17 protein-coding genes are annotated in these 20,212 nt (G+C 67.1%); 8 read left to right on the forward strand and 9 right to left on the reverse strand.

The genetic code is table 11. The annotated features are described in order from the left end of the window. Positions 1-206 precede the first annotated feature (206 nt). Positions 207-3,092: an isoleucine--tRNA ligase gene (ileS, locus tag EV687_RS05090; RefSeq protein ID WP_122226736.1), complete on the forward strand. Its 2,886-nt coding sequence runs from the start codon at positions 207-209 to the stop codon at positions 3,090-3,092. 54 nt (positions 3,093-3,146) lie between these two features. On the opposite strand, the gene EV687_RS05095 is transcribed toward ileS, so the two are convergent. The 5 genes from EV687_RS05095 to EV687_RS05115 form a co-directional block, all read right to left on the reverse strand. Next, the gene (locus tag EV687_RS05095) at positions 3,147-3,863 is read right to left on the reverse strand and encodes an HAD family hydrolase (RefSeq protein WP_122227232.1); all 717 of its coding nucleotides are present in this window, start codon (positions 3,861-3,863) and stop codon (positions 3,147-3,149) included. Between the two features lie 136 nt (positions 3,864-3,999). Next, positions 4,000-4,275 carry a heme-binding protein gene (locus EV687_RS05100; protein ID WP_242612517.1) on the reverse strand — a complete coding sequence of 92 codons (276 nt, stop codon included), beginning with the start codon at positions 4,273-4,275 and terminating at the stop codon, positions 4,000-4,002. Between the two features lie 199 nt (positions 4,276-4,474). Further along, positions 4,475-4,684, reverse strand: a complete 210-nt coding sequence (locus tag EV687_RS05105; protein WP_122226738.1) for a YgaP family membrane protein — start codon at positions 4,682-4,684, stop codon at positions 4,475-4,477. Between the two features lie 33 nt (positions 4,685-4,717). Then, complete coding sequence (locus EV687_RS05110; protein ID WP_122226739.1) at positions 4,718-5,245, reverse strand: rhodanese family protein; 528 nt, start codon at positions 5,243-5,245, stop codon at positions 4,718-4,720. Positions 5,246-5,268: 23 nt separating this feature from the next. Next, positions 5,269-5,580, reverse strand: a complete 312-nt coding sequence (locus EV687_RS05115; RefSeq protein WP_122226740.1) for an ArsR/SmtB family transcription factor — start codon at positions 5,578-5,580, stop codon at positions 5,269-5,271. A gap of 136 nt (positions 5,581-5,716) precedes the next feature. Between EV687_RS05115 and EV687_RS05120 the strand changes: the two genes are divergently transcribed. Both EV687_RS05120 and EV687_RS05125 read left to right on the forward strand, forming a co-directional pair. Then, on the forward strand, positions 5,717-6,070 hold the full coding sequence (locus EV687_RS05120; RefSeq protein WP_122226741.1) for a carboxymuconolactone decarboxylase family protein: 354 nt from the start codon (positions 5,717-5,719) through the stop codon (positions 6,068-6,070). Between the two features lie 14 nt (positions 6,071-6,084). Then, the gene (locus EV687_RS05125; RefSeq protein ID WP_122226742.1) at positions 6,085-6,459 is read left to right on the forward strand and encodes a DsrE family protein; all 375 of its coding nucleotides are present in this window, start codon (positions 6,085-6,087) and stop codon (positions 6,457-6,459) included. A 151-nt stretch (positions 6,460-6,610) separates the two neighbouring features. Here the strand turns inward: EV687_RS05125 and EV687_RS05130 are convergent, their stop codons facing one another. Continuing rightward, on the reverse strand, positions 6,611-7,603 hold the full coding sequence (locus EV687_RS05130; RefSeq protein WP_165392810.1) for a porin: 993 nt from the start codon (positions 7,601-7,603) through the stop codon (positions 6,611-6,613). A gap of 279 nt (positions 7,604-7,882) precedes the next feature. Between EV687_RS05130 and dapC the strand changes: the two genes are divergently transcribed. The 4 genes from dapC (at position 7,883) to EV687_RS05150 (ending at position 13,159) form a co-directional block, all read left to right on the forward strand. Beyond that, on the forward strand, positions 7,883-9,103 hold the full coding sequence (gene dapC / locus EV687_RS05135; protein ID WP_122226744.1) for a succinyldiaminopimelate transaminase: 1,221 nt from the start codon (positions 7,883-7,885) through the stop codon (positions 9,101-9,103). A gap of 118 nt (positions 9,104-9,221) precedes the next feature. Next, the gene (locus EV687_RS05140) at positions 9,222-10,205 is read left to right on the forward strand and encodes an ABC transporter substrate-binding protein (RefSeq protein WP_122226745.1); all 984 of its coding nucleotides are present in this window, start codon (positions 9,222-9,224) and stop codon (positions 10,203-10,205) included. A gap of 18 nt (positions 10,206-10,223) precedes the next feature. Then, positions 10,224-11,972, forward strand: coding sequence for an ABC transporter permease (locus tag EV687_RS05145; RefSeq protein WP_242612471.1), 1,749 nt, complete (start codon positions 10,224-10,226; stop codon positions 11,970-11,972). Continuing rightward, on the forward strand, positions 11,960-13,159 hold the full coding sequence (locus tag EV687_RS05150) for an ABC transporter ATP-binding protein (RefSeq protein ID WP_122226747.1): 1,200 nt from the start codon (positions 11,960-11,962) through the stop codon (positions 13,157-13,159). The genes EV687_RS05145 and EV687_RS05150 overlap by 13 nt, the downstream gene beginning before the upstream one ends. A gap of 72 nt (positions 13,160-13,231) precedes the next feature. Here EV687_RS05150 and EV687_RS05155 read toward each other — a convergent pair whose 3' ends face one another. The 3 genes from EV687_RS05155 to EV687_RS05165 all read right to left on the reverse strand — a co-directional run bounded on the left by EV687_RS05155 (position 13,232) and on the right by EV687_RS05165 (position 19,404). After that, positions 13,232-16,384 carry an efflux RND transporter permease subunit gene (locus tag EV687_RS05155; protein ID WP_122226748.1) on the reverse strand — a complete coding sequence of 1,051 codons (3,153 nt, stop codon included), beginning with the start codon at positions 16,382-16,384 and terminating at the stop codon, positions 13,232-13,234. Between the two features lie 20 nt (positions 16,385-16,404). Further along, complete coding sequence (locus EV687_RS05160) at positions 16,405-17,697, reverse strand: efflux RND transporter periplasmic adaptor subunit (RefSeq protein ID WP_122226749.1); 1,293 nt, start codon at positions 17,695-17,697, stop codon at positions 16,405-16,407. A gap of 330 nt (positions 17,698-18,027) precedes the next feature. Continuing rightward, positions 18,028-19,404, reverse strand: a complete 1,377-nt coding sequence (locus tag EV687_RS05165) for a Glu/Leu/Phe/Val family dehydrogenase (RefSeq protein WP_122226750.1) — start codon at positions 19,402-19,404, stop codon at positions 18,028-18,030. Between the two features lie 163 nt (positions 19,405-19,567). Here EV687_RS05165 and EV687_RS05170 point away from each other — a divergent pair, with 163 nt between their 5' ends. Continuing rightward, positions 19,568-20,017, forward strand: coding sequence for a PACE efflux transporter (locus EV687_RS05170; protein WP_122227233.1), 450 nt, complete (start codon positions 19,568-19,570; stop codon positions 20,015-20,017). The last annotated feature ends 195 nt before the right edge of the window (positions 20,018-20,212 follow it).

The raw sequence follows: 20,212 nt of genomic DNA on the forward strand, positions 1-20,212 counted from the left end.
CTTCACGCAGACCCGCCGCCAGACCACGCGCGATCGAATTTGACGCCCTCTGCGGCCTGCGGCCATCGCTTGGCACCGGCTGCCGCACAACCAGCGACCGGCGCATGGCCCCACCCATCACGCGGTGGCCGCCACCCCATGGAACACCCCTGAATCACCTCGCCAGACGGACACCGCCTGCCCGGCTGGCCCAGCAAGGATCGAGCATGTCCGAGACCCCGAAGCCCACGACCGGCGACAAGACCGAAGCGTCCACCGACTACCGCAGCCGGCTGAACCTGCCCGACACGCCGTTCCCGATGCGCGGCGACCTGCCCAAGCGCGAACCCCGGTGGGTGCAGCAATGGGAGGAATCCGGCCTCTACCAGAAGCTGCGCGCCGCCCGCAAGGGCCAGCCCCTGTTCGTGCTGCATGACGGCCCGCCGTATGCCAATGGTCAGATCCACATCGGCCACGCGGTCAACAAGATCCTCAAGGACATGATCGTCAAGTCTCGCCAGCTCGAAGGCTTCGATGCCGCCTACGTGCCCGGCTGGGACTGCCACGGCCTGCCGATCGAGAACGCCATCGAGAAGAAGTACGGCCGCAATCTCGGCCGTGACGACATGCAGGCCAAGGCACGCGCCTTCGCGCAGGAGCAGATCGACCAGCAGATGGCCGACTTCAAGCGCCTGGGCGTGCTGGGCGACTGGGACCACCCCTACAAGACCATGAACCACGCCAACGAGGCTGGCGAGTTGCGGGTGCTCAAGAAAGTCATGGAACGCGGCTTTCTCTACCGCGGCCTCAAGCCCGTGTACTGGTGCTTCGACTGCCAGTCGTCGCTGGCCGAGTTCGAGATCGAGTACGCCGACAAGAAGTCCGACACGCTGGACGTGGCCTTCAAGGCCGATGACGCGCAGGCGCTCGCGGCGGCCTTCGGCCTGTCGGGCCTGCCCGATGCCGGCAAGAATGCCTTTGCGGTGATCTGGACCACCACCGCCTGGACCATTCCCGCCAACCAGGCGCTCAACCTCAACCCCGAGATCGACTATGCGCTGGTCGACACTCCCAAGGGCTACCTGGTGCTCGCCGAGGTGCTGGTCGAGCCATGCCTGGAGCGCTTTGGCCTGCCCGGTCAGGTCGTGGCCACCGCCAAGGGCCTGGCCCTGGCCGGCCTGCAGTTCCAGCACCCGCTCTTCGATGCCGACGCCGGCTACCGCCGCACCGCCCCCGTCATCCTGGCCGACTACGCCACCGCCGAGGACGGCACCGGCATCGTGCACTCGGCCCCTGCCTACGGCGTGGACGACTTCAACTCCTGCACCTCGCACGGCTTCAAGCACGGCGACATCCTCACGCCGGTGCAAAGCAATGGCGTGTATGCCCAGGAGCTGCCGCTGTTCGGCGGCCTGCATATCTGGAAGGCCGTGCCGGTCATCCTCGACGCGCTCCGGCTCGCCGGGCGCCTGCTGGCCACGCAGCCCATCACGCACAGCTACCCGCACTGCTGGCGCCACAAGACCCCGGTGATCTACCGTGCCACCGCGCAATGGTTCATCCGCATGGACGAGGGCGAAGGCCTGTTCGCCCAGGAGAAGCCGGCAATGACGCTGCGCCAGACCGCGCTGGCGGCCATCGAGGAGACCAGCTTCTACCCGGCCAACGGCAAGGCGCGCCTCTACGACATGATTGCCAATCGGCCGGACTGGGGCATCTCGCGCCAGCGCAACTGGGGCGTGCCACTGCCCTTCTTCCTGCACAAGGACACCGAGGAACTGCACCCGCGCACGCTCGAACTGCTGGACCAGGCCATCGCCATCGTCGAGGCCGGCGGCATCGAGGCCTGGAGCCGCGCCAGCACCGAGGACATCCTCGGCACCGGGGAAGCGGCGCAATACAACAAGGTGAATGACATCCTGGACGTGTGGTTCGACTCGGGCTCGACCTTCTCGCACGTGCTGCACGGCACGCACCAGGAGGCCGGCCACCAGCGCGGCCAGGAGGCCGACCTGTACCTCGAAGGCCACGACCAGCACCGCGGCTGGTTCCACAGCTCGCTGCTGCTGTCCTCGGCCCTCAACGGCCGCGCGCCATACAAGGGCCTGCTCACGCACGGCTTCACGGTGGACGGTCAGGGCAAGAAGATGAGCAAATCGCTGGGCAACACCGTCGCGCCCCAGCAGGTCAGCAGCAAGCTCGGCGCCGAGATCATCCGCCTGTGGGTGGCCTCGACCGACTATTCGGGCGATCTGGCCATCGACGACAAGATCCTCGCGCGCGTCGTCGATGCCTATCGCCGCATCCGCAACACGCTGCGCTTCCTGCTGGCCAACACCAGCGATTTCGACCCCGCCACCGATGCCGTGCCGCTCGAGCAGATGCTGGAGATCGACCAGTACGCGCTGGCGCGCGCCGCCGCCTTCCAGCAGGAGATCCTGGCCCACTACCACGTCTACGAATTCCACCCGGTGGTCGCCAAGCTGCAGGTCTACTGCTCGGAGGATCTGGGCGCCTTCTACCTGGACGTGCTCAAGGACCGGCTCTACGTCACCCAGGCTGGCAGCCTGGCGCGCCGCAGCGCGCAAACGGCACTGTGGCACATCACCAACGCCATGCTGCGCTGGATGGCGCCATTCCTCTCGTTCACCGCCGAGGAGGCCTGGCCAATCTTCGCGCCCGGCCAGTCCGAAAGCATCTTCTTCGAGACCTTCCACACCGTGCCGGTAACGGCCGACGCCGCGCAACTGGGCGCCAAGTGGGAGCGCATCCGCGCCATCCGCGAGGTCGCCAACAAGGAAATCGAGAAAGTGCGCGAGGCCGGCCAGCTCGGCGCCTCGCTGCAGGCGGCCATCACCATCACCGCTGCCCCCGAGGACTATGAACTGCTCGCCAGCCTGGGCGCCGATCTGAAGTACGTGTTCATCACCTCGGTGGCCACGCTGCGCGCCGGCGACGCACTGGCCGTGCAGGTCGAGCTGGCCCCGGGCAAGAAGTGCGCCATGACCTGGCACTACAGCGAGGACGTCGGCCAGGACCCGGCCCACCCGGAACTCTCGGCCCGCGCCATCAGCAACCTCTACGGCAGCGGCGAAGTGCGCAGCGTGGCCTGATCATCCTGACCACCCCAACTGCCCCAGCCGCGCAGGCCCGCGGAGCGCCGCAGTTCAGGCGCGCGCGCCCAACAGCTCCAGCATGCCATCGAGGCTGCGGACGCTCACCGGCCCCGACTGCTCTTGCGCACCGGCGGCGCCGGGCCAGTCCCGGCCCTCGCGGTTGACCCAGAGGGCCTGCATGCCGGCGGCACGCGCACCCTGCACGTCTGCGTCAGGGTCGTCGCCAACGTGCAACAGCGCCTGTGCAGGCAGGCCGGCACGCTCGGCCGCCAGCCGGAAAATCCGCGCATCGGGCTTGGCCACGCCCACGTCCCGCGCGGAGATGCTGGCCGTGAAGTAGCGCCCGATCGGCATCTGCAGCACCTGCGCATTGCCATTGCTCAGCGCCAGCAGCGGATAGCGCGCCGCCAGCGCCTGCAGCGCCGCCTCGACCTCCTCGAAAGGCTCGACCTGCTGGCGTACCGCGAAGAAAAGCTCGAAGCCGGGCTCGGCCAGCGCCGGATCATCGCCCGCCTGACGCAGCATCTCGCGAATCATCTCCAGACGCAGAAACGACAGGTCGTAGGCACGCTGCGGATGGCGTTGCTCGACGCGCTGGCGCGCCGCCTGGGCCACGCCCTCGCCCTGCCAGAGGGTGGCGGTGGCCGGGGCCTCCTCGCGCAGCCAGGCCTGCAAGGTGGCCTCGGCCTTGCGGATGGTGGGCCAGACCGGCCAGAGCGTGTCGTCCAGGTCGAGGCTGATGGCTCGGATGCGGTGAATATCGATCATGCGGGCAAGCATAGCGACAATGGCCGCGGCGCGCCCCGCAACCGCCATCATGGCCCCGTCACGCGGGGGAATAAAAACCTGTGTTCACGGGAGGTGACGCGCGGTCAATACCAATACCGCGCCCAGCCATAGGCACTCAGCGCACGGCATCCGCGCCCGCCTGCGCCACCTGCGAGTCATTGGGACCGTGGGCGCCACTGACACCAACCGCCCCCACGACCTGCCCATTGAGGGTGATGGGAACGCCGCCTTCCAGCGGCGTGATTCCCGGCGTGGACAGGAAGCTGGGACGTCCGCTGTTGATGTGGTCCTCGAAGTTCTTGGAGGGCTGGCGCAGCAGCGCGGCTGTGCGCGCCTTGCCGTTGGCGCGATCGGCCTTGTGGAAGGCCGCCAGTTTTCCGCCCGAATCCACCTCCGCCAATGGAACTGGTGATTCCCTGGCTTGGGCTGGTGGCGCTGATAGAGTTCCGACGCCCCCGAAACCGGGCGACGGGAGCTAGCGGCCCTTTGCGAGGGCTGCTTCTTTCAGGGTGTCGCGCCCCATCTTGAGCTTGGCCACAAGGTGTCTTTGAAACCGGCAGCAGCCCAGACAGGCGGGCCCTGCCATACACTCACTGATCGACTCGTTTGGCTTTCTTCAGCGAGCAGGTATTCAGGCCCAGCAGAGGGTACAACGGACAAAAACCAACCAGCCCGGTGAGCAACGGCACGATCCCCAGCCAGCCCCACCAGCCTACGATACCCTTGGCTGCCAGGCCAAGCAGCACGGCGCCCACCACAACGCGCAACACGCGGTCGATACCACCAACATTGGATTTCATAAGTCCTCCTGTAAAAGATAAAAGGGAAGCAGATCAACGGGTAGAGGCCCTGCGGTTCCATGGCGCCTTCACCAGCACACGCGCCAGCCCGCAGAACCCGGTCACACCCGCGAACACCAGTCCGGCGCCAACGACGCCGGGCAGCACGTAGAACCACGGCGACACCGCAGCGCCCAGCACTGTGCCGGCAAGCGCCAACGAGCCGGCGGCAATCTGTACCTGGCGCTGCAACTCCAGTGGCTGGCGCGGGTCGGTCGCCACGGGCAGGCCGGCGCGCTTCCATGCGTCGAGCCCGCCGTCGAGCACGTAGGCGTCGCAGGCCGCGCAGCCCTCCAGCAGCCGTGCGTTCATTCGTGTGCGGTGCCCCGAGCGGCAATGGAAGATGACGGCAGTCGCATTCTCGAAACGAGCGGCGCCTTGCGCCAGTTGCGCCAACGGCACATGGCAAGCCTGCGCGATGTGCTCACGCGCACGCTCGTCGGCCTGGCGGATGTCCACCAGCACCGCACCTTCGCTGAGGAGCTTGCAGGCAGCCTGGGGGGAAAGAGCCTTCAGATTCATAGCGCGTGCTCCGGTGAAAAGAGTCAGGGGCAGAAGATGTCCTTGAGCGTGGCGATGAGTTTGGCCACGTTCGGATCATCGATCCGGTAGTACAGCGTCTGCGCCTCGCGCCGATACGTCACCAAGCCCTCATCGCGCATCCGGGCCAGGTGCTGCGACAGCGCCGAAGGACTCAGGGGCACCATCTCATTGAGCGCGCCCACGCTCATCTCGCCCCGCTCTATCAACAGGCACAACACCAGCAACCGGTTGGGATTCCCCACGGCTTGCAGCAAAGCCGCAGCCTGCGCGGCGCTGTCCTGCAGCAGTTCAAGGTCGGATTTGCTTCGGGTCATGCTTTCGGTCCTCCTGCAGAGCCATTTATTTAGGTATTGCTAATTTAGCATTAACTGAATTATAGTCCATGGAAAGGGCGATTCCGCTGCAGAGGACTCGCCGCCCGCGTTCACTTCATCGACCAGGAACCTTCCAATGACCATGCAATACAAGCAACTCACCCAGACCATCTCCACCCACCTCGCCCATTTGCACAAGACGCAGGCGGGCGTGATGAAGGGCTTCGGCGACATGGGCAAGACCGCCATGGCGGGTGGCGCGCTCGATCCCAAGACCAAGGAACTGATCGCCCTGGCCGTGGGCGTGGCCGCCCGCTGCGACGGTTGCATCGGCTTTCACACCAAGGCGCTCGCACGGCTGGGTGCCACCACTGAAGAGGTGCACGAGGCCCTGGGTGTAGCCATCTACATGGGTGGTGGCCCTGTGGCCATGTACGCGGCCAATGCCGTGGCCGCGTTCACCGAATTCGCCGCGCCCGTTCAGGCGTGAGCAGGAGCATGAACATGGTGACCACCGCCGACTTCGTCTCCACCCTGTTCCATGGCCGGAGCAACCCCGACAAGGTGACCGTGGCCCTCACCATGGCACTCAACGCGCGGCTCAAGAGCCACACGGCCTGCCTGATCCTGATGACCGAGGGCGTCGTGCTGGGCCTGCCGGGCGCAGCGGACAGCATGGACATCGGCCAGCCGTTCGAGCCTGCGGCCGATTTACTGCGCAAATACCTGGCTGAAGGCGGACGCGTGGCCGTGTGCAAGTCATGCATGTTGCACAACGGCCTGACGGCCGGACAGATGGATGCCCGCTTCGAGATCATCACGGCACCCGACGTCATCGATCTGCTGATGGGGGCCAGGGGGTCGTTGCAGGTGGCTTGAGCAGCATGCCTGCGCCGACACCAGGAACGACAAAAAAAAGAGCCGCCCACCACGGCGGCTCAAATGTCTTGGAGTATCCATCTCACACGGCGAAGGGCTGGCCCCCGCCGTGTTTCCTAAGCACATTACGTGCCATATTCAATCAGATCAATCAGAACTTGTGGACGACACCCAGGCCGAAGGTGTTCTTCGAGCCATAGTTGCGGCCATTCTGGGCTTCCTTGTTGACGCGGCCGTAGTTGGCGTACAGGCGGGTGCGCTTGGAGAGCTTGTAGTCGCCGAACAGTTCGAATGCCGTGGCATCTTCCCAGGCCGAGACGCTGCTGTCGGTGATGCGGGCCACTTGCAGGCCAGCCGTCAGATTGCCGAGCGGCACCGCTGCGCCCAGGCCAAAACCGCGGCCGACGGCCTTGGATTCGTCCTGCGTGTACAGACCGCTGATCACGAAGCTCGTGAAGTCGTACTTGGCAGCCACGGCATAGCCGGTGCGGGCGTCGGTGCTGTTCTTGACCAGCTTGCTCTGCACGGCCGCGCCGATGGCCAGGCCGCCATTCTTGTACTCGACGGCGCCCTGCACGAAGGCCTTGTTGTTGCTGGCGGGATCGCCACCGGTGCGGTTGTCTTCCGGCACATAGGCGATGCGACCCTGGAAGCCGTTGAGCTTGGGCGTTGCGTACTGGATCTGCGCGTCCTGGCGCGAACCGCCGAAGCTGCCGTTGGCTTCCAGGCGCACGGCCTTCAGGGCCGAGGAGCCATCGGCCGTGTCGTTCAGGTCGAACTGGCCCATGATGCGGTTTTGCGGGGTGGTGGTGCGGCCGATCATGACGCTGCCGAAGCCACCGCTGAGGCCCACCCAGGCCTGGCGGTTGAAGCCGCCATTGCCACCAATCGAGCCACTTTTCAAATCGATGGCACCAGATTCGAGGTTGAAATCAGCCTTCAGACCATTGCCCAGGTCTTCGCTGCCGCGCAGGCCCCAGCGGGACGTGCCGTCGTAGTTGGTGATGACACCACGTTCCTTGTTGCCGGCTGCATCGTAGTAGCGCTGGCCGACGCCGGCGTCCAGTTCACCATAGATGGTCACGTTCGACTGGGCGAACGCGGTACCGGCCATCATGGCAGCAACCGCGGCTACCAGGGACATCTTCTGCATTGTCATCTTTACTCCATCGAGATTGGACATGCCCGCGGCTGATAAGTCCGCAGAGCATGGGTTGTTGATAAGTCGCGAACGGCCAGCAACTGAGCAACTGGCCCTTCAGCGCAGCGGATTAGGCCCACCGAATGTGACAAGACAGATACACGCAACACGGCATGTTGCACCGCCACAACGTCAAATTCCTGTCACTGCATATCCGGCGAACGCATTTCGCCATCCCTGCCTGCCACCACGCCCCCGGCACAGGACGGATAATCGCAGCCCATGAATCCACGCCTAGACAGCCTCCACCCCTACCCGTTCGAGCGTCTGCGCCAGCTCTTTGCGGGCCTCGCACCGAACCCGCAGTTGCGCCCCATCAGCCTGGGCATCGGCGAGCCGCGCCATGCCACGCCGGCCTTTGTGCTGCAGGCCTATACCGACGCTCTGCACAGTGCCACCCAGGGCCTGGCCAGCTACCCGGCCACGGCCGGCACGCCCGCGCTGCGCCAGGCCTTCGCGGCCTGGCTGCAGCAGCGCTACGGCATCGCCGTCGATGCCGATCGCCAGACCCTGCCCGTCAATGGCTCGCGCGAGGCGCTGTTTGCGCTGACCCAGGCGGTGGTCAATCCAGGCAACCCGCAGGCCGTCGTGGTCTGCCCCAATCCGTTCTATCAAATCTACGAAGGCGCGGCGCTGCTGGCCGGCGCCACGCCGCACTACGCCAACAGCGACCCGGCGCGCAACTTCGCGGTGGATTGGGATGCCATACCGGAGGACGTGTGGCAGCGCGCCGAACTGGTGTTCGTCTGCTCGCCGGGCAACCCCACCGGCGCGGTGATGCCGCTGGCCGAATGGCAGAAGCTTTTTGCGCTCAGCGACCGCCACGGCTTCGTGATTGCCAGCGACGAGTGCTACAGCGAGATCTATTTCCAGGGGGAGGCGCCGCTGGGCGGCCTGCAGGCGGCCAGCCAGCTCGGCCGCACCGACTTCCGCAATCTGGTGATGCTCACCAGCCTCTCCAAGCGCAGCAACGTGCCGGGCATGCGCAGCGGCTTCGTGGCCGGTGATGCGCGCATCCTCCAGCAATTCCTGCTCTACCGCACCTACCATGGCTGCGCGATGGCGCCACCGGTGCAGGCCGCCAGCCTCGCCGCCTGGGGCGACGAGGCGCACGTCGCGGCCAACCGCGAGCTGTATCGCCAGAAGTTCGAGCAGGTCACCCCCATCCTCGCCGAGGTGCTGGACGTGGCCCTGCCCGATGCCGGCTTCTACCTGTGGGCCGGCATTCCCGCCGCGCTGGGCATGGACGACACCCGTTTTGCCCAGGAACTCTATGTGCGTCAGCACGTCACGGTGCTGCCGGGCAGCTACCTGGCACGTGCGACGCCGGCGGGCAACCCGGGTGCGGGCCGGCTGCGCATGGCGCTGGTCGCCGAGGTGGATGAATGCCTGGAAGCCGCCCATCGCATCGCCAGCTGCGTGGAGCAGTTGCGCGGCCAATGAGTTGTCATGAAAGCATCACATTGACGCCATACGCTGTGCGGTTCTCACGGGGCGACGCCCGCAAGGCAGCCCGCCCGCATTGCCTTTCCATACAGAGACACGACAGAGACACGCCGCCATGCCCACACTCCGCACCTTCCTGCCGGCCCTGATGGCCGTGGCCACGCTCGCCACCACCGCCGCCAACGCGCAGACCATCACGCTCTACACCAGCCAGCCCAATGCCGACGCACAGGCCACGGTGGATGCGTTCATGGCGCAAAACCCCGGCATCAAGGTCGAATGGGTGCGTGATGGCACCACCCAGCTGCTGACACGGCTGGAAGCCGAGATCAGCGCCAACGCCGTTAAGCCGGACGTGCTGCTGATCGCCGATGCGGTCACGCTCGAGTCGCTCAAGCAGCGCGACCTGCTGCAGCCCTACCAAAGCCCCGAACGCACGCACTACGACGCCGCCCTCTACGATGCCGATGGCTACTACCACGGCACCAAGCTGATCACCACCGGCATTGCCTACCACCAGGCCGCGCCGCAACGCCCGACCAGCTGGCAAGACCTGACCCGGCCCGAATACAGGGGGCTGGTGGCCGCGCCCAGCCCGCTCTACTCAGGGGCCGCGCTGATTCACTTGCAGACGCTGGTCAACCTGCCACAGTTCGGCTGGCCCTATTACGAAGCACTCAAGGCCAATGGCGCGCAGGTCCAGGGCGGCAATGGCGGTGTGCTCAAGGCGGTGGCCACCGGCACCAAACCCTACGGCGTGCTGGCCGACTATCTGGCCATCCGCGAGAAGGCCAAGGGCGCGCCCGTCGAATTCGTCTTCCCCACCGAAGGCGTCTCGGTGGTGACCGAGCCAGTGGCCATCCTCAAGGGCAGCGCTCAGCCGGCGGCGCGCAAACTGGTCGACTTTCTGCTCTCCGAAACCGGCCAGCAACTGGTGTTCGAGCAAGGCTATCTGCCGGCCCGCCAGGATGCGCCGGTGCCGGCCGGTTTTCCGGCGCGTGATGCCATCCAGCCGCTGCCACTCGATGCAGCCCGGGCCCTGCAGCAGACCGAGGCCGACAAAACCCGCTTTGGCCAGATCTTCGACAGCGCGCCCTGACCGTCTGCTGCCCGTACCTTGCCGCATTCCTCCGGTTTCCGCCCTGCTTCGGCCGCCACGCCACGCCAGATGGGCCAGCACCGCTGGCTGACACTGGGCCTGCTGGTGCTGGCGGCCCTCATCTGCCTGCTGCCCATGCTGCGGCTCGCAGGCGTGGCCGTGGCCGACTGGGCCGAAGGCGACCAGTCGGCCGCCTGGCAGGTACTGCGCCAACGGGCGACCTGGCTGGCGCTGTGGCACAGCATCGCCACCAGCGCGGGCGGCATGCTGGTGGCGATGCTGCTGGGCGGGCTGTTCGCCACGCTGGTGACGCTGACCGACATCCGCGCCAAGGCGCTGTGGGTGTTCGGCCTGATGCTGCCGATGATGATTCCGCCACAGGTCACGGCGCTGGCCTGGCTGCAGATGACGGGGCCTTCGAGCGCGCTGCTGCAGGCGCTGGGCATGGCGCCGCCGCTGGGCAGCCCGCAGCCGCTCTACTCGGCCGGCGGCATCATGCTGCTGCTGGGCGTGCAACATGCCGCGCTGGTCTATCTGGCGGTGCGCACCAGCCTGCTGAGCGTGCCGGCCGATCTGATCGAGGCCGCTCAGCAAGCCGGCGCCTCGCGCTGGCGCGCCGCGCGCGATGTGCTGTGGCCACTGGCGCAGCGGGGCCTGGGCGTGGGCGCGGCACTGGCCTTCGTCTCGGCGCTGGGCAACTTCGGCATTCCGGCGTTGCTGGGCATCCCGGTCAGCTACTACGTGCTGCCCACGCTGATCTACCAGAAGATGGCGGGCCTGGGCAGCGCCATGCTGCCGCAGGTGGCCACGCTCTCGATGCTCACCGGCCTGGTCGCGCTGGCGGGACTGGCACTGCAGCATGGCCTGCAAAAGCGCCGCAGCCACCGTCTGCTCGGCCACATCGGCCAGCCGCTGCAATGGCGCCTGGGCGGCTGGCGCTGGTGCTGGGAGGCACTCCTCGCAATCATCCTGCTGGCCGTGCTGGCCGCGCCCTTGCTGGCGCTGCTGGCCGCCTCGCTGGTGCCGGCGCTGGGCGTGCGGCTGACACCGGAGTCCCTGAGCTGGGCGGCCTATGCCGAGATGCTGGGCCGCCAGGGCGTCACCTGGCGGGCAGGCGGCAACAGCCTGCTGCTGTCGCTGGCGGCGGCGCTGCTGCTGGTGCTGCTGTCGCTGCCACTGGCCTGGCTGCTGACGCGCCGCAACGGCCTGCTGGGCCGGCAGGCCCGCCTGGGCACCTGGCTGCAAGGCCTCTTGGAGCTGCCCTATGCAATCCCCGGTGTGGTGCTGGCCGTGGCCTGCATCCTGGCCTTCGCGCGGCCGCTGCCATGGTGGAATGTCGGCCTCTATGGCACGCTGTGGCTGATTCTGCTGGCCTATCTGGCGCGCTTCTGGATCGTCGCGCTGCGGCCGGTGCTGGGCGCCATGCAGGAGCTGGATCCGGCCATGGAAGAAGCCGCGCAGCTCGCCGGTGCGGGCATGCGCCAACGCCTGCAGCACATCCTCGCGCCGCTGCTGGCACCGGCCATCTGGGCGGCAGGGCTGCTGGTGTTCCTGACCGCGCTCAACGAACTGACGGTGTCCGCACTGCTGTGGAGCGCCGGCAACGAGACCCTCGGCGTGCTGATCTTCAACTTCAACGAAAGCGGCGAAAGCGTGCTGGCCTCGGCCATCTCGGTGCTGATCGTGCTGTTCGTCGTGCTGGCCATGCTGCTGCTGGCACATCTGGGCCGGCATCTGCCGCGCGGAGCCATTCCATGGCGCAATTGACGCCCTTCTCCCCCTCCTCTGCCTCCTCCCCGCAGGCGGCCAGGCCGCACCTGGTGCTGCAGCAGCTGCGGCGCAGCTATGGGCACCACACCGTCGTGCGCGACCTGAACCTGCAGGTCGCACGCGGCCAGTTCCTGGCTTTGCTGGGACCGAGCGGCTGCGGCAAGACCACCACGCTGCGCATGATCGCTGGCTTCGAGCAGCCCGATGGCGGCAGCATCCAGCTCGACGGCCGGCTGCTCGCCAATGCCACCACCAGCGTACCGCCCGAAGCGCGCGGCATGGGCATGGTGTTCCAGTCCTATGCGCTGTGGCCGCACATGAGCGTGGCCGACAACGTCGGCTATGCGCTGCGGCTGCGCGGCATGCGCGGCGAGGACTACCGGCGCGCCGTCAACGAGGCGCTCGAACAGGTGGAACTGGCCGACAAGTCCGAGGCCATGCCCCAGCAGCTCTCGGGCGGCCAGAAGCAGCGCGTGGCGCTGGCGCGCTGCATTGCGGCCAAGCCGCAGCTGATTTTGCTGGACGAGCCGCTGGCCAACCTGGACCGCCACCTGCGCCGCACCATGGAGGCCGCGTTTCGCCAGTTGCATCGCCACAGCGGCGCCACCTTCATCTACGTCACGCACGACCAGGGCGAAGCCATGGCGCTGGCCGACGAGATCGCCGTGATGCATGCCGGCCAGCTGGTGCAGCGCGCCAGCCCGCAAAAGCTCTACCAGACGCCGCGCAGCACCTGGCTGGCGCGCTTCATCGGCCAGGGCAGCGTGCTGCGCATCGAAGCACCCGGCAACCGGCGAAGCAGCCCGCCGGCCACTTCCGGGCTGCTGCAGGAGCCGGCCGTGATCCACATGGCGCTGCGCCATGCGCATGCCGATTCGCTCAAGCCCCAGCAGCATATACTGGTGCGTCCCGAGCATGTGTCGCTGCAGGCGGCCACGCCGGTCGCATCGGCCACACCGGATGCACAGACCGCGCCGGAGGCGGCAGCGCCAACCGATGCGGCATTGTCCGGCAAGGTGCTGGACTGCGTGTTCAAGGGCGAGCGCTTCGAGGTCGAGGTGCTGCTGCAACTGGCCACGCCGCAGCGCCTGCTGGGCTATGCCTCCCAACACCTGATCGCCGGACAAGCCGTGCGGGTTTCGATCCGGCAGGCTTGGTGCCTGCTGGATGAGCCGGCAGGCTAAGAACCTGTTGGGGCAACGTGGCCCACGGAAAGATCGTGAACAGGAGCCAGGAGGAATCCCGGAAACAGGTTGTCAGACGCCAGGCGCGGCCGCGTGAGCCGGCCCGCCCGCTACAGCAGTGGTGTGGGCTGCTTCGTCATCAACCACGTCCATGCGCGCGCCGGGCACGCGCTGGCGCGCGAACAGCAGGTACACGGTCGGCACGACGTAAATGGTCAGCACGGTGCCCACCGTCAGGCCGCCGACGATGACCCAGCCGATCTGCATGCGGCTTTCGGCACCGGCACCGCTGGCCAGCGCCAGCGGCAATGAGCCCAGCACCATCGCGCCGGTGGTCATCAGGATCGGCCGCAGGCGCTGGGTCGCCGCATGCACCACGGCATCGACCCGGTCCATGCCCTGCTGGCGCATCTGGTTGGCGAACTCGACGATCAGAATGCCGTGCTTGGTGATCAGGCCCACCAGGGTGATGAGGCCGATCTGCGAGTACACGTTGAGCGAGCCGCCAGTCAGTCGCAGCGCCAGCAGGGCCCCCACCATCGACAGCGGCACCGAGACCATGATGACCAGCGGATCGATGAAACTCTCGAACTGCGCGGCCAGCACCAGGTAGATGAACAGCAGCGCCAGCATGAACACCATCGTCAGCGCGCCCTGCGAACTGCGGAACTCGCGCGAGGTGCCATTGAGGTCGGTGGCGTAGCCGGCCGGCAGGATGCGCGCGGCGGTCTGGTCCATGAAGTCCAGCGCCTCGCCGAGGGTGTGGCCGGGCGTGATGCGCGCCGTCAGCGTGGCCGAGCGCCGCTGGCCGAAATGGTTGAGCTCGCGCGGGCTGGTGGTCTCGCGCACCTGCACCAGCGCCGAGAGCGGCACCATCGCGCCGCTCTCGGCGCGCACATGGATGTGGTCGATGCTCTCGGGCGTGGCGCGTTCGCCGGCCTGCAGCTGCACCATCACGTCGTATTGCTCGGCGCCCTTCTTGTAGCGTGTGACGGTGCGGCTGCCGAGCATGGTCTCGAGCGTGCGCGCGATGGTGCCGGCATTGACGCCCAGGTCTGCGGCGCGCTCGCGATCGACCATGATGCGCAGCTCGGGCGTGCTCATGCGCAGGTCCACGTCTGGGCTGTCGATGGCCGGGTGCTGCTCCATGGCCACCATGAATTCCTGCACCACCGCGTCCAGGTTCTCGTAGCTGTCGCTGGTCATGATGACGTACTGCAAAGGCCGGGCATTGAAGCCCCCGCCCAGCGGCGGCGGCGTGTTCAGCAGCGTGAAGACGCCCGGCAGCTCCTGAACATCCTGGCGGATCAGTTGCGAGAGCTGATCGATGCTGCGGCTGCGCTCGCTCCAGTCCACCGTGCGCAGGATCACGTTGCCATTGACCACCGAGGGGTTGCCGATGTTGGCGAACACCCGGTCGAACTCCGGGTAGCGGGCCGCCAGCGCCTCGGCCTGGCGTGCATAGGCATCGGTGTAATCGAGCGAGGCGCCGTCGGGCGAGGTCATGCGCAGTTGCAGCGTGCCGCGGTCTTCCATCGGGGCCAGCTCCGAGGGTAGGCGCGGGTACAGCCAGGCCAGCAGCAGCACGCAGGCCAGCATCACCAGCACCACCAGCGAGCGCCCCTGCAGCAATGCGCCGGCCGCGCCGCGCACGCGGGCCGTGACCAGCCAGCGCAGCGAACGCCCATAGGCCGCGGAGAGGCCGCTGAGCGCGCGCTCCATGAAGCGGTCGAAGCGGCCTGGCCGCGGATTGTGCCGCAGGAACACGGCGCAGAGCATTGGCGAGAGCGTCAACGCCACGAAGCCCGAAACCAGCACCGCGCCCGCGAGCGCCAGCGCGAATTCGGCGAACAGCCGGCCGGTGCGCCCCGGCGTGAAGGCCAGCGGCGCGTAGACGGCCACCAGCGTCAGCGTCATCGCCACGATGGCAAAGCCGATCTCGCGCGCGCCCTTGATGGCGGCGGCAAACGGCGCCACGCCTTCCTCGATGTGGCGGTAGATGTTCTCCAGCATCACGATGGCGTCATCGACCACCAGGCCGATGGCCAGCACCATCGCCAGCAGCGTCAGCGTGTTGACCGAGAAGCCGGCCAGCGCCATCAGCGCGAAGGCGCCGATCAAACTGACCGGGATGGTGATGATGGGAATGATGGACGCGCGCACCGTGCGCAGGAACACGAAGATCACCAGCACCACCAGCACCACGGCTTCGACGATGGTGGCATAGACGCTCTCGATCGAGCGCTCGATGAAAACGGAGTTGTCGTTGGCCACCTCGACCTGCACATCCTCGGGCAGTTCGGTGCGCAGCGTCTCCAGCTCGTTGCGGATGCCCTCGGCCACCTCCAGCGGATTGGCCGTGGCCTGCCGCACGATGCCCATCGACACCGCGTCGATGCCATTGAAGCGCACGCGGCTGCGCAGGTTGGCCGGCCCTTCCTCGATGCGCGCGATGTCCCGCAGCCGCACCGGATGGCCGTTGACCGAGCGCAGCACGATATCGGCAAACTGCTCCTGGGTGGCCAGATCGGTCTGCGAGACGACGTTGAATTCGCGCTGCGCCGACTCGATGCGGCCGGCCGGCAGCTCCAGGTTGTTGCCGCGAATGGCGGCCTCCACGTCTTCGACCGTGAGGTCATAGGCGGCCATGCGCTGCGGCTCCAGCCAGATGCGCATGGCGTAGCGGCGTTCGCCATAGATGGGCGTATCGGCCACGCCCGGCACGGTTTGCAGGCGCGGCTTGGCAATGCGCTCCATCAGGTCGTTGATTTCCAGCTGGTTGCGCTGCTCGGAACTGAAGGCCAGCCACATCACCGGGGAAGCATCGGCCTCGACCTTGGCAATGACCGGCTCGTCGATCTCGTCGGGCAGCCGCCCGCGCACGCGCGAGACGCGGTCGCGCACCTCGGCGGCAGCGGTGTCGGCATTCTTCTCCAGCAGGAAGCGCACGCTGATCTGCGCCTGCTCGGCCCGGCTGATGGAGGTCAGCACATCGACACTGTCGATGCCGGCGATCGAATCCTCCAGCGGCTTGGCCACCTGGGTCTCGATGACCTCGGCCGAGGCCCCCGGATAGTTCACCCGCACGGTCACCACCGGCTCGTCGATCTGCGGGTATTCGCGCACCGACAGGCCCAGAAAGCTCACCAGGCCGATCAGCACGATCAGCAGCGACAGAACGGCGGCAAAAACCGGCCGGCGGATCGAGATTTCGGAAAGCTGCATGTGATGGCCTCCTGTCCGGCTCAATGCCCGGTGCCATCGGACGCGGCCCGCATGGCCGCATCCAGTCCGGCGTCTTCGGCGGCCGCGCCCTCGATGCCGGTCGCATCGAGCGGCTCGGTCGCGCCGGCCTGCGGCCAGCGCAGCCGCACCCGTTGCCCCGAGCGGCTGACACGGTGCTGACCAGCCGTCATCACCACATCGCCGGCCACCAGGCCACCGGCGCGCACCTCCACCAGGCCCGGCAGCCGCAAGCCCAGTTGCACAGGCAGGCGCTCGGTGCGATACGCCGTCCCGGCGGGCAAGGCCGCCGGGTCCCGCCCCTGCAAGGCCTCGTCCCACGGGGTGACACGGATCAGCGCGGCCCCCCCGGTATCGGCGAGCACCGCCTGCTCGGGCACCACCACGGCGTCGGGGCGTTCCTGCAGCAACAGTTCGACGCGCGCAAACATGCCCGGACGCAGGCGATGCCGCGGGTTGGGCAGGCTGGCGCGCAGGGCCACCGAGCGCCCCTGCACATCCACCAGCGGATCGATCGCCATCACCTGCGCCTCGAACGATTCACCGGGCAGCGCATCGACCATCAGGCGTGTCGTCTGCCCCTCGCGCAGGGCGCCCATCAGCCGCTCGGGCAGGCGGAAATCGACGAACAGCACATCCATGTCCTGCAGGTTCACGAGTTCATCACCCTCGCGGAGGTAATCGCCCACATGCACATTGCCGATGCCGGCGATGGCATCGAATGGCGCCAGCAGGCGAAGGCGCTCCACGGCGGTCTGCGCCAGCGCCAGGCGGGCCTCGCTGACCTGCAGGTTGGCAGCACTCTCGTCGAGCGCGCGCTGGCTGATGAAGCCCTGCTCGACCAGTTCGCGGTTGCGCTGATGGTTGGCGCGCGCCAGGTTCAGCTCGGCCTGGGCCTGCTGCAATTGGGCGCGTTCGAGCCGGTCGTCGAGCTGCAGCAGCAGTTGCCCCTTGCGCACCCGCTGGCCGTCCCGGAAATGAATGGCCTGCACCCGCCCGCTGCTCTCGGGCCGCAGGCTGGTGCTTTGGCGCGAAACCAGCGTGCCCACCGCCTGCACCTCGTCACGCAGCAGGCGTTGCTGGGCCTGCGCCACCTCGATGAGCGGCATGGCGCCGGCATTGCCTGTCTGCGCCCCGCCGGAAGGCGCGGCAGCGCCTGTGGTCTGCGGCGCACTGCCCCCTGCGGTGAACTTGGCGAGCAGGCCATGCCCTTCGGGCTGTTGCAGCCACCAGGCCGCAGCGATCGCCAGGACCAGGGCGAGGAACAGGACAATCTTCAGGAGTGGGGAGCGCATGGGCGGCGGGCTCGCGATCTGGGGCTGGAAGGCTTCGGGACAGGCACGGTCCGTATGGGTGGTGCATGCCACCTTATCGGCATTGCGGCAAACACATTCGCCAAGCTGCGCAATTTACCGAATATTTACATTGCCACCCGCCTGCCGGACGCAAATCCCAAAAAATACGGTGGGATTAAGAACCTGTTGATGCGGCCAGCGCCAGATCGCCCCCGAACGAAAGAACTGCAGAAAAAAGAACAAGCAAGAGCATGGGAAAAGCAAAAGCGGCCTGTGCCGCGAAGGAACAGACCGCTGGAGAAAAAGCGCCACGAATCGGACGCGCGCAGATCAGGGGTACAGGCCGCGCAACTCGCGTGCCTGCAGGATGCGCGAGCAGGCCACGATGAAGGTGGCCGTGCGCAGCGACACCTTGTGCTGCTGCGCCACCTGCCAGATGCTGTGGAAGGCTTCCTTCATGATCTTGACCAGGCGCTGGTTGATTTCGTCCTCGGTCCAGAAGAAGCTGGAGAAATCCTGCACCCACTCGAAGTAACTGACCGTGACACCACCGGCGTTGGCGATCACATCGGGCAGCACCAGCACACCCCGGTCCTGCAGGATGTCGTCGGCGGTCGGCGTGGTCGGTCCGTTGGCGCCCTCGATCACCATGCGGGCCTTGATCTTGCCGGCGTTGTCCTTGTTGATCTGCCCCTCCAGCGCCGCCGGAATGAGGATGTCGCAATCGACTTCCCAGAAAGCATCCTTGTCGATCACCTCGGCCTCGGCAAAGCCGCCGACGCCGCCATGCTCCTGCACATGCCGCAGCAAGGCCTCGACGTCCAGCCCCGAGGCACGATGGATGCTGCCGGTGTGGTCCTGCACCGCCACCACTTTGGCGCCAGCCTCGCCAAACAGCTTGGCGGCCGTGCCGCCCACGTTGCCGAAGCCCTGCACCGCCACCCGGGTGCCATCGATCGGCAAGCCGATCAGCTTGGCCGCCTCGACGCCGACGGTGAAAACGCCACGGCCCGTGGCTTCGCGCCGGCCCAGCGAGCCACCCAGCTCGATGGGTTTGCCGGTCACCACGCCGGTGGCGGTGGAGCCGACATTCATCGAGTACGTGTCCATCATCCAGGCCATCACCTGCTCATTGGTGTTGACGTCGGGCGCCGGAATGTCCTTGGTAGGACCGATGATCAGGCCGATCTCGCTGGTGTAGCGGCGCGCCACCTTCTCCAGCTCGTTCTTCGAATACTTGCGCGGATCGATGCGCACGCCCCCCTTGGCGCCGCCATAGGGGACATTGACAGCGGCGTTCTTGACCGACATCCAGGCCGACAAGGCCATCACCTCGGAGAGCGTCACGTCCTGGTGGAACCGCACGCCACCCTTGCCCGGGCCGCGCGAGAGGTTGTGCTGCACGCGGTAGCCCTCGAAGTGCGCCACCTCGCCGCTGTCCAACTCGATCGGAATGTCGACGATCAGCGCGCGCTTGGGGCGCTTGAGGGTTTCGACCCAGCGCGCCAGATGCCCCAGGTAGGGCGTGACCCTGTCCACCTGCTTGAGGTAGATGCCCCAGGGGCCGAGGTGGTCCGCGTCCAGATAGGACGGCAATGCGTGCGGATGCTGGTAGGTCTTGCCGCTGGCCCGGGGCTGGCTGGCGTCGCCTGTGGGCGCAGTGCTGATCTTGGAAGCGGCGGCGGAATCCGCCTTTTTTGCGGGCATGAATGGGCTCCTGAGTTGCGCAAGCGCCAAAGCATAGCGCCCTCCTGCGAGGTTTGTCCACGACCGTCCATGCCAGGCCACGAGGTTCCAGGACACCCTGGCAAAGTTGCCCGCAACAGGCTACAGTGGCGGGTTGCTCCTCTAACGTCCGCCCTCCATGAAGCTGCAAGGCATCCGTCGCCGCATCGTCTACGTCGCTCTCTATGAGGCCATCGCCATCGCTGTCTCCAGCCTCGGCCTGGCCCTGGCGAGCCGCCACGACGTGGGGCACGCCCTGCCGGCAGCCGTTGCCGCATCGGCCGTCGCGGTGCTGTGGAACTATGTGTTCAACACCTTGTTCGAGCGCTGGGAGGCTCGCCAGCAGGTGCGCGGCCGCAATCTGCGCCGCCGCATCGTCCATGCGCTGGGCTTCGAGGGAGGGCTGATCTTCTTTCTGGTGCCGCTCTTCGCCGTGTGGTTCGGCGTCAGCCTCTGGCACGCCTTCATCATGGACTTCGGTCTGATGCTCTTCTTTCTGGTCTACACCTTCGTCTTCACGTGGTGTTTCGACCGCATCTTCGGCCAGCCCCACGCAGGCCGGACCACGCCCCGGGCCAGCCAGGCCGTCGCCTGAACTGAGCAGGCTGCGGCCAGCCGCGCCGCGCCGCCCATGACATCCGCAACGTCCGGCCGTCGCTGAAATGGCCCGGATCAGCCGTTCCAGCCATGCCTGGACGGTACCTGCACTCCCCTTCCCAGACCACGGCCCGGCAGCTCCGGCCAATCCGCTCCCGGCATGAAGCCGGCGGGACAGCGCGGTCCCACGCCC

The organism is Corticibacter populi, assembly GCF_004217315.1.
GTDB lineage: Bacteria > Pseudomonadota > Gammaproteobacteria > Burkholderiales > Burkholderiaceae_C > Lampropedia > Lampropedia populi.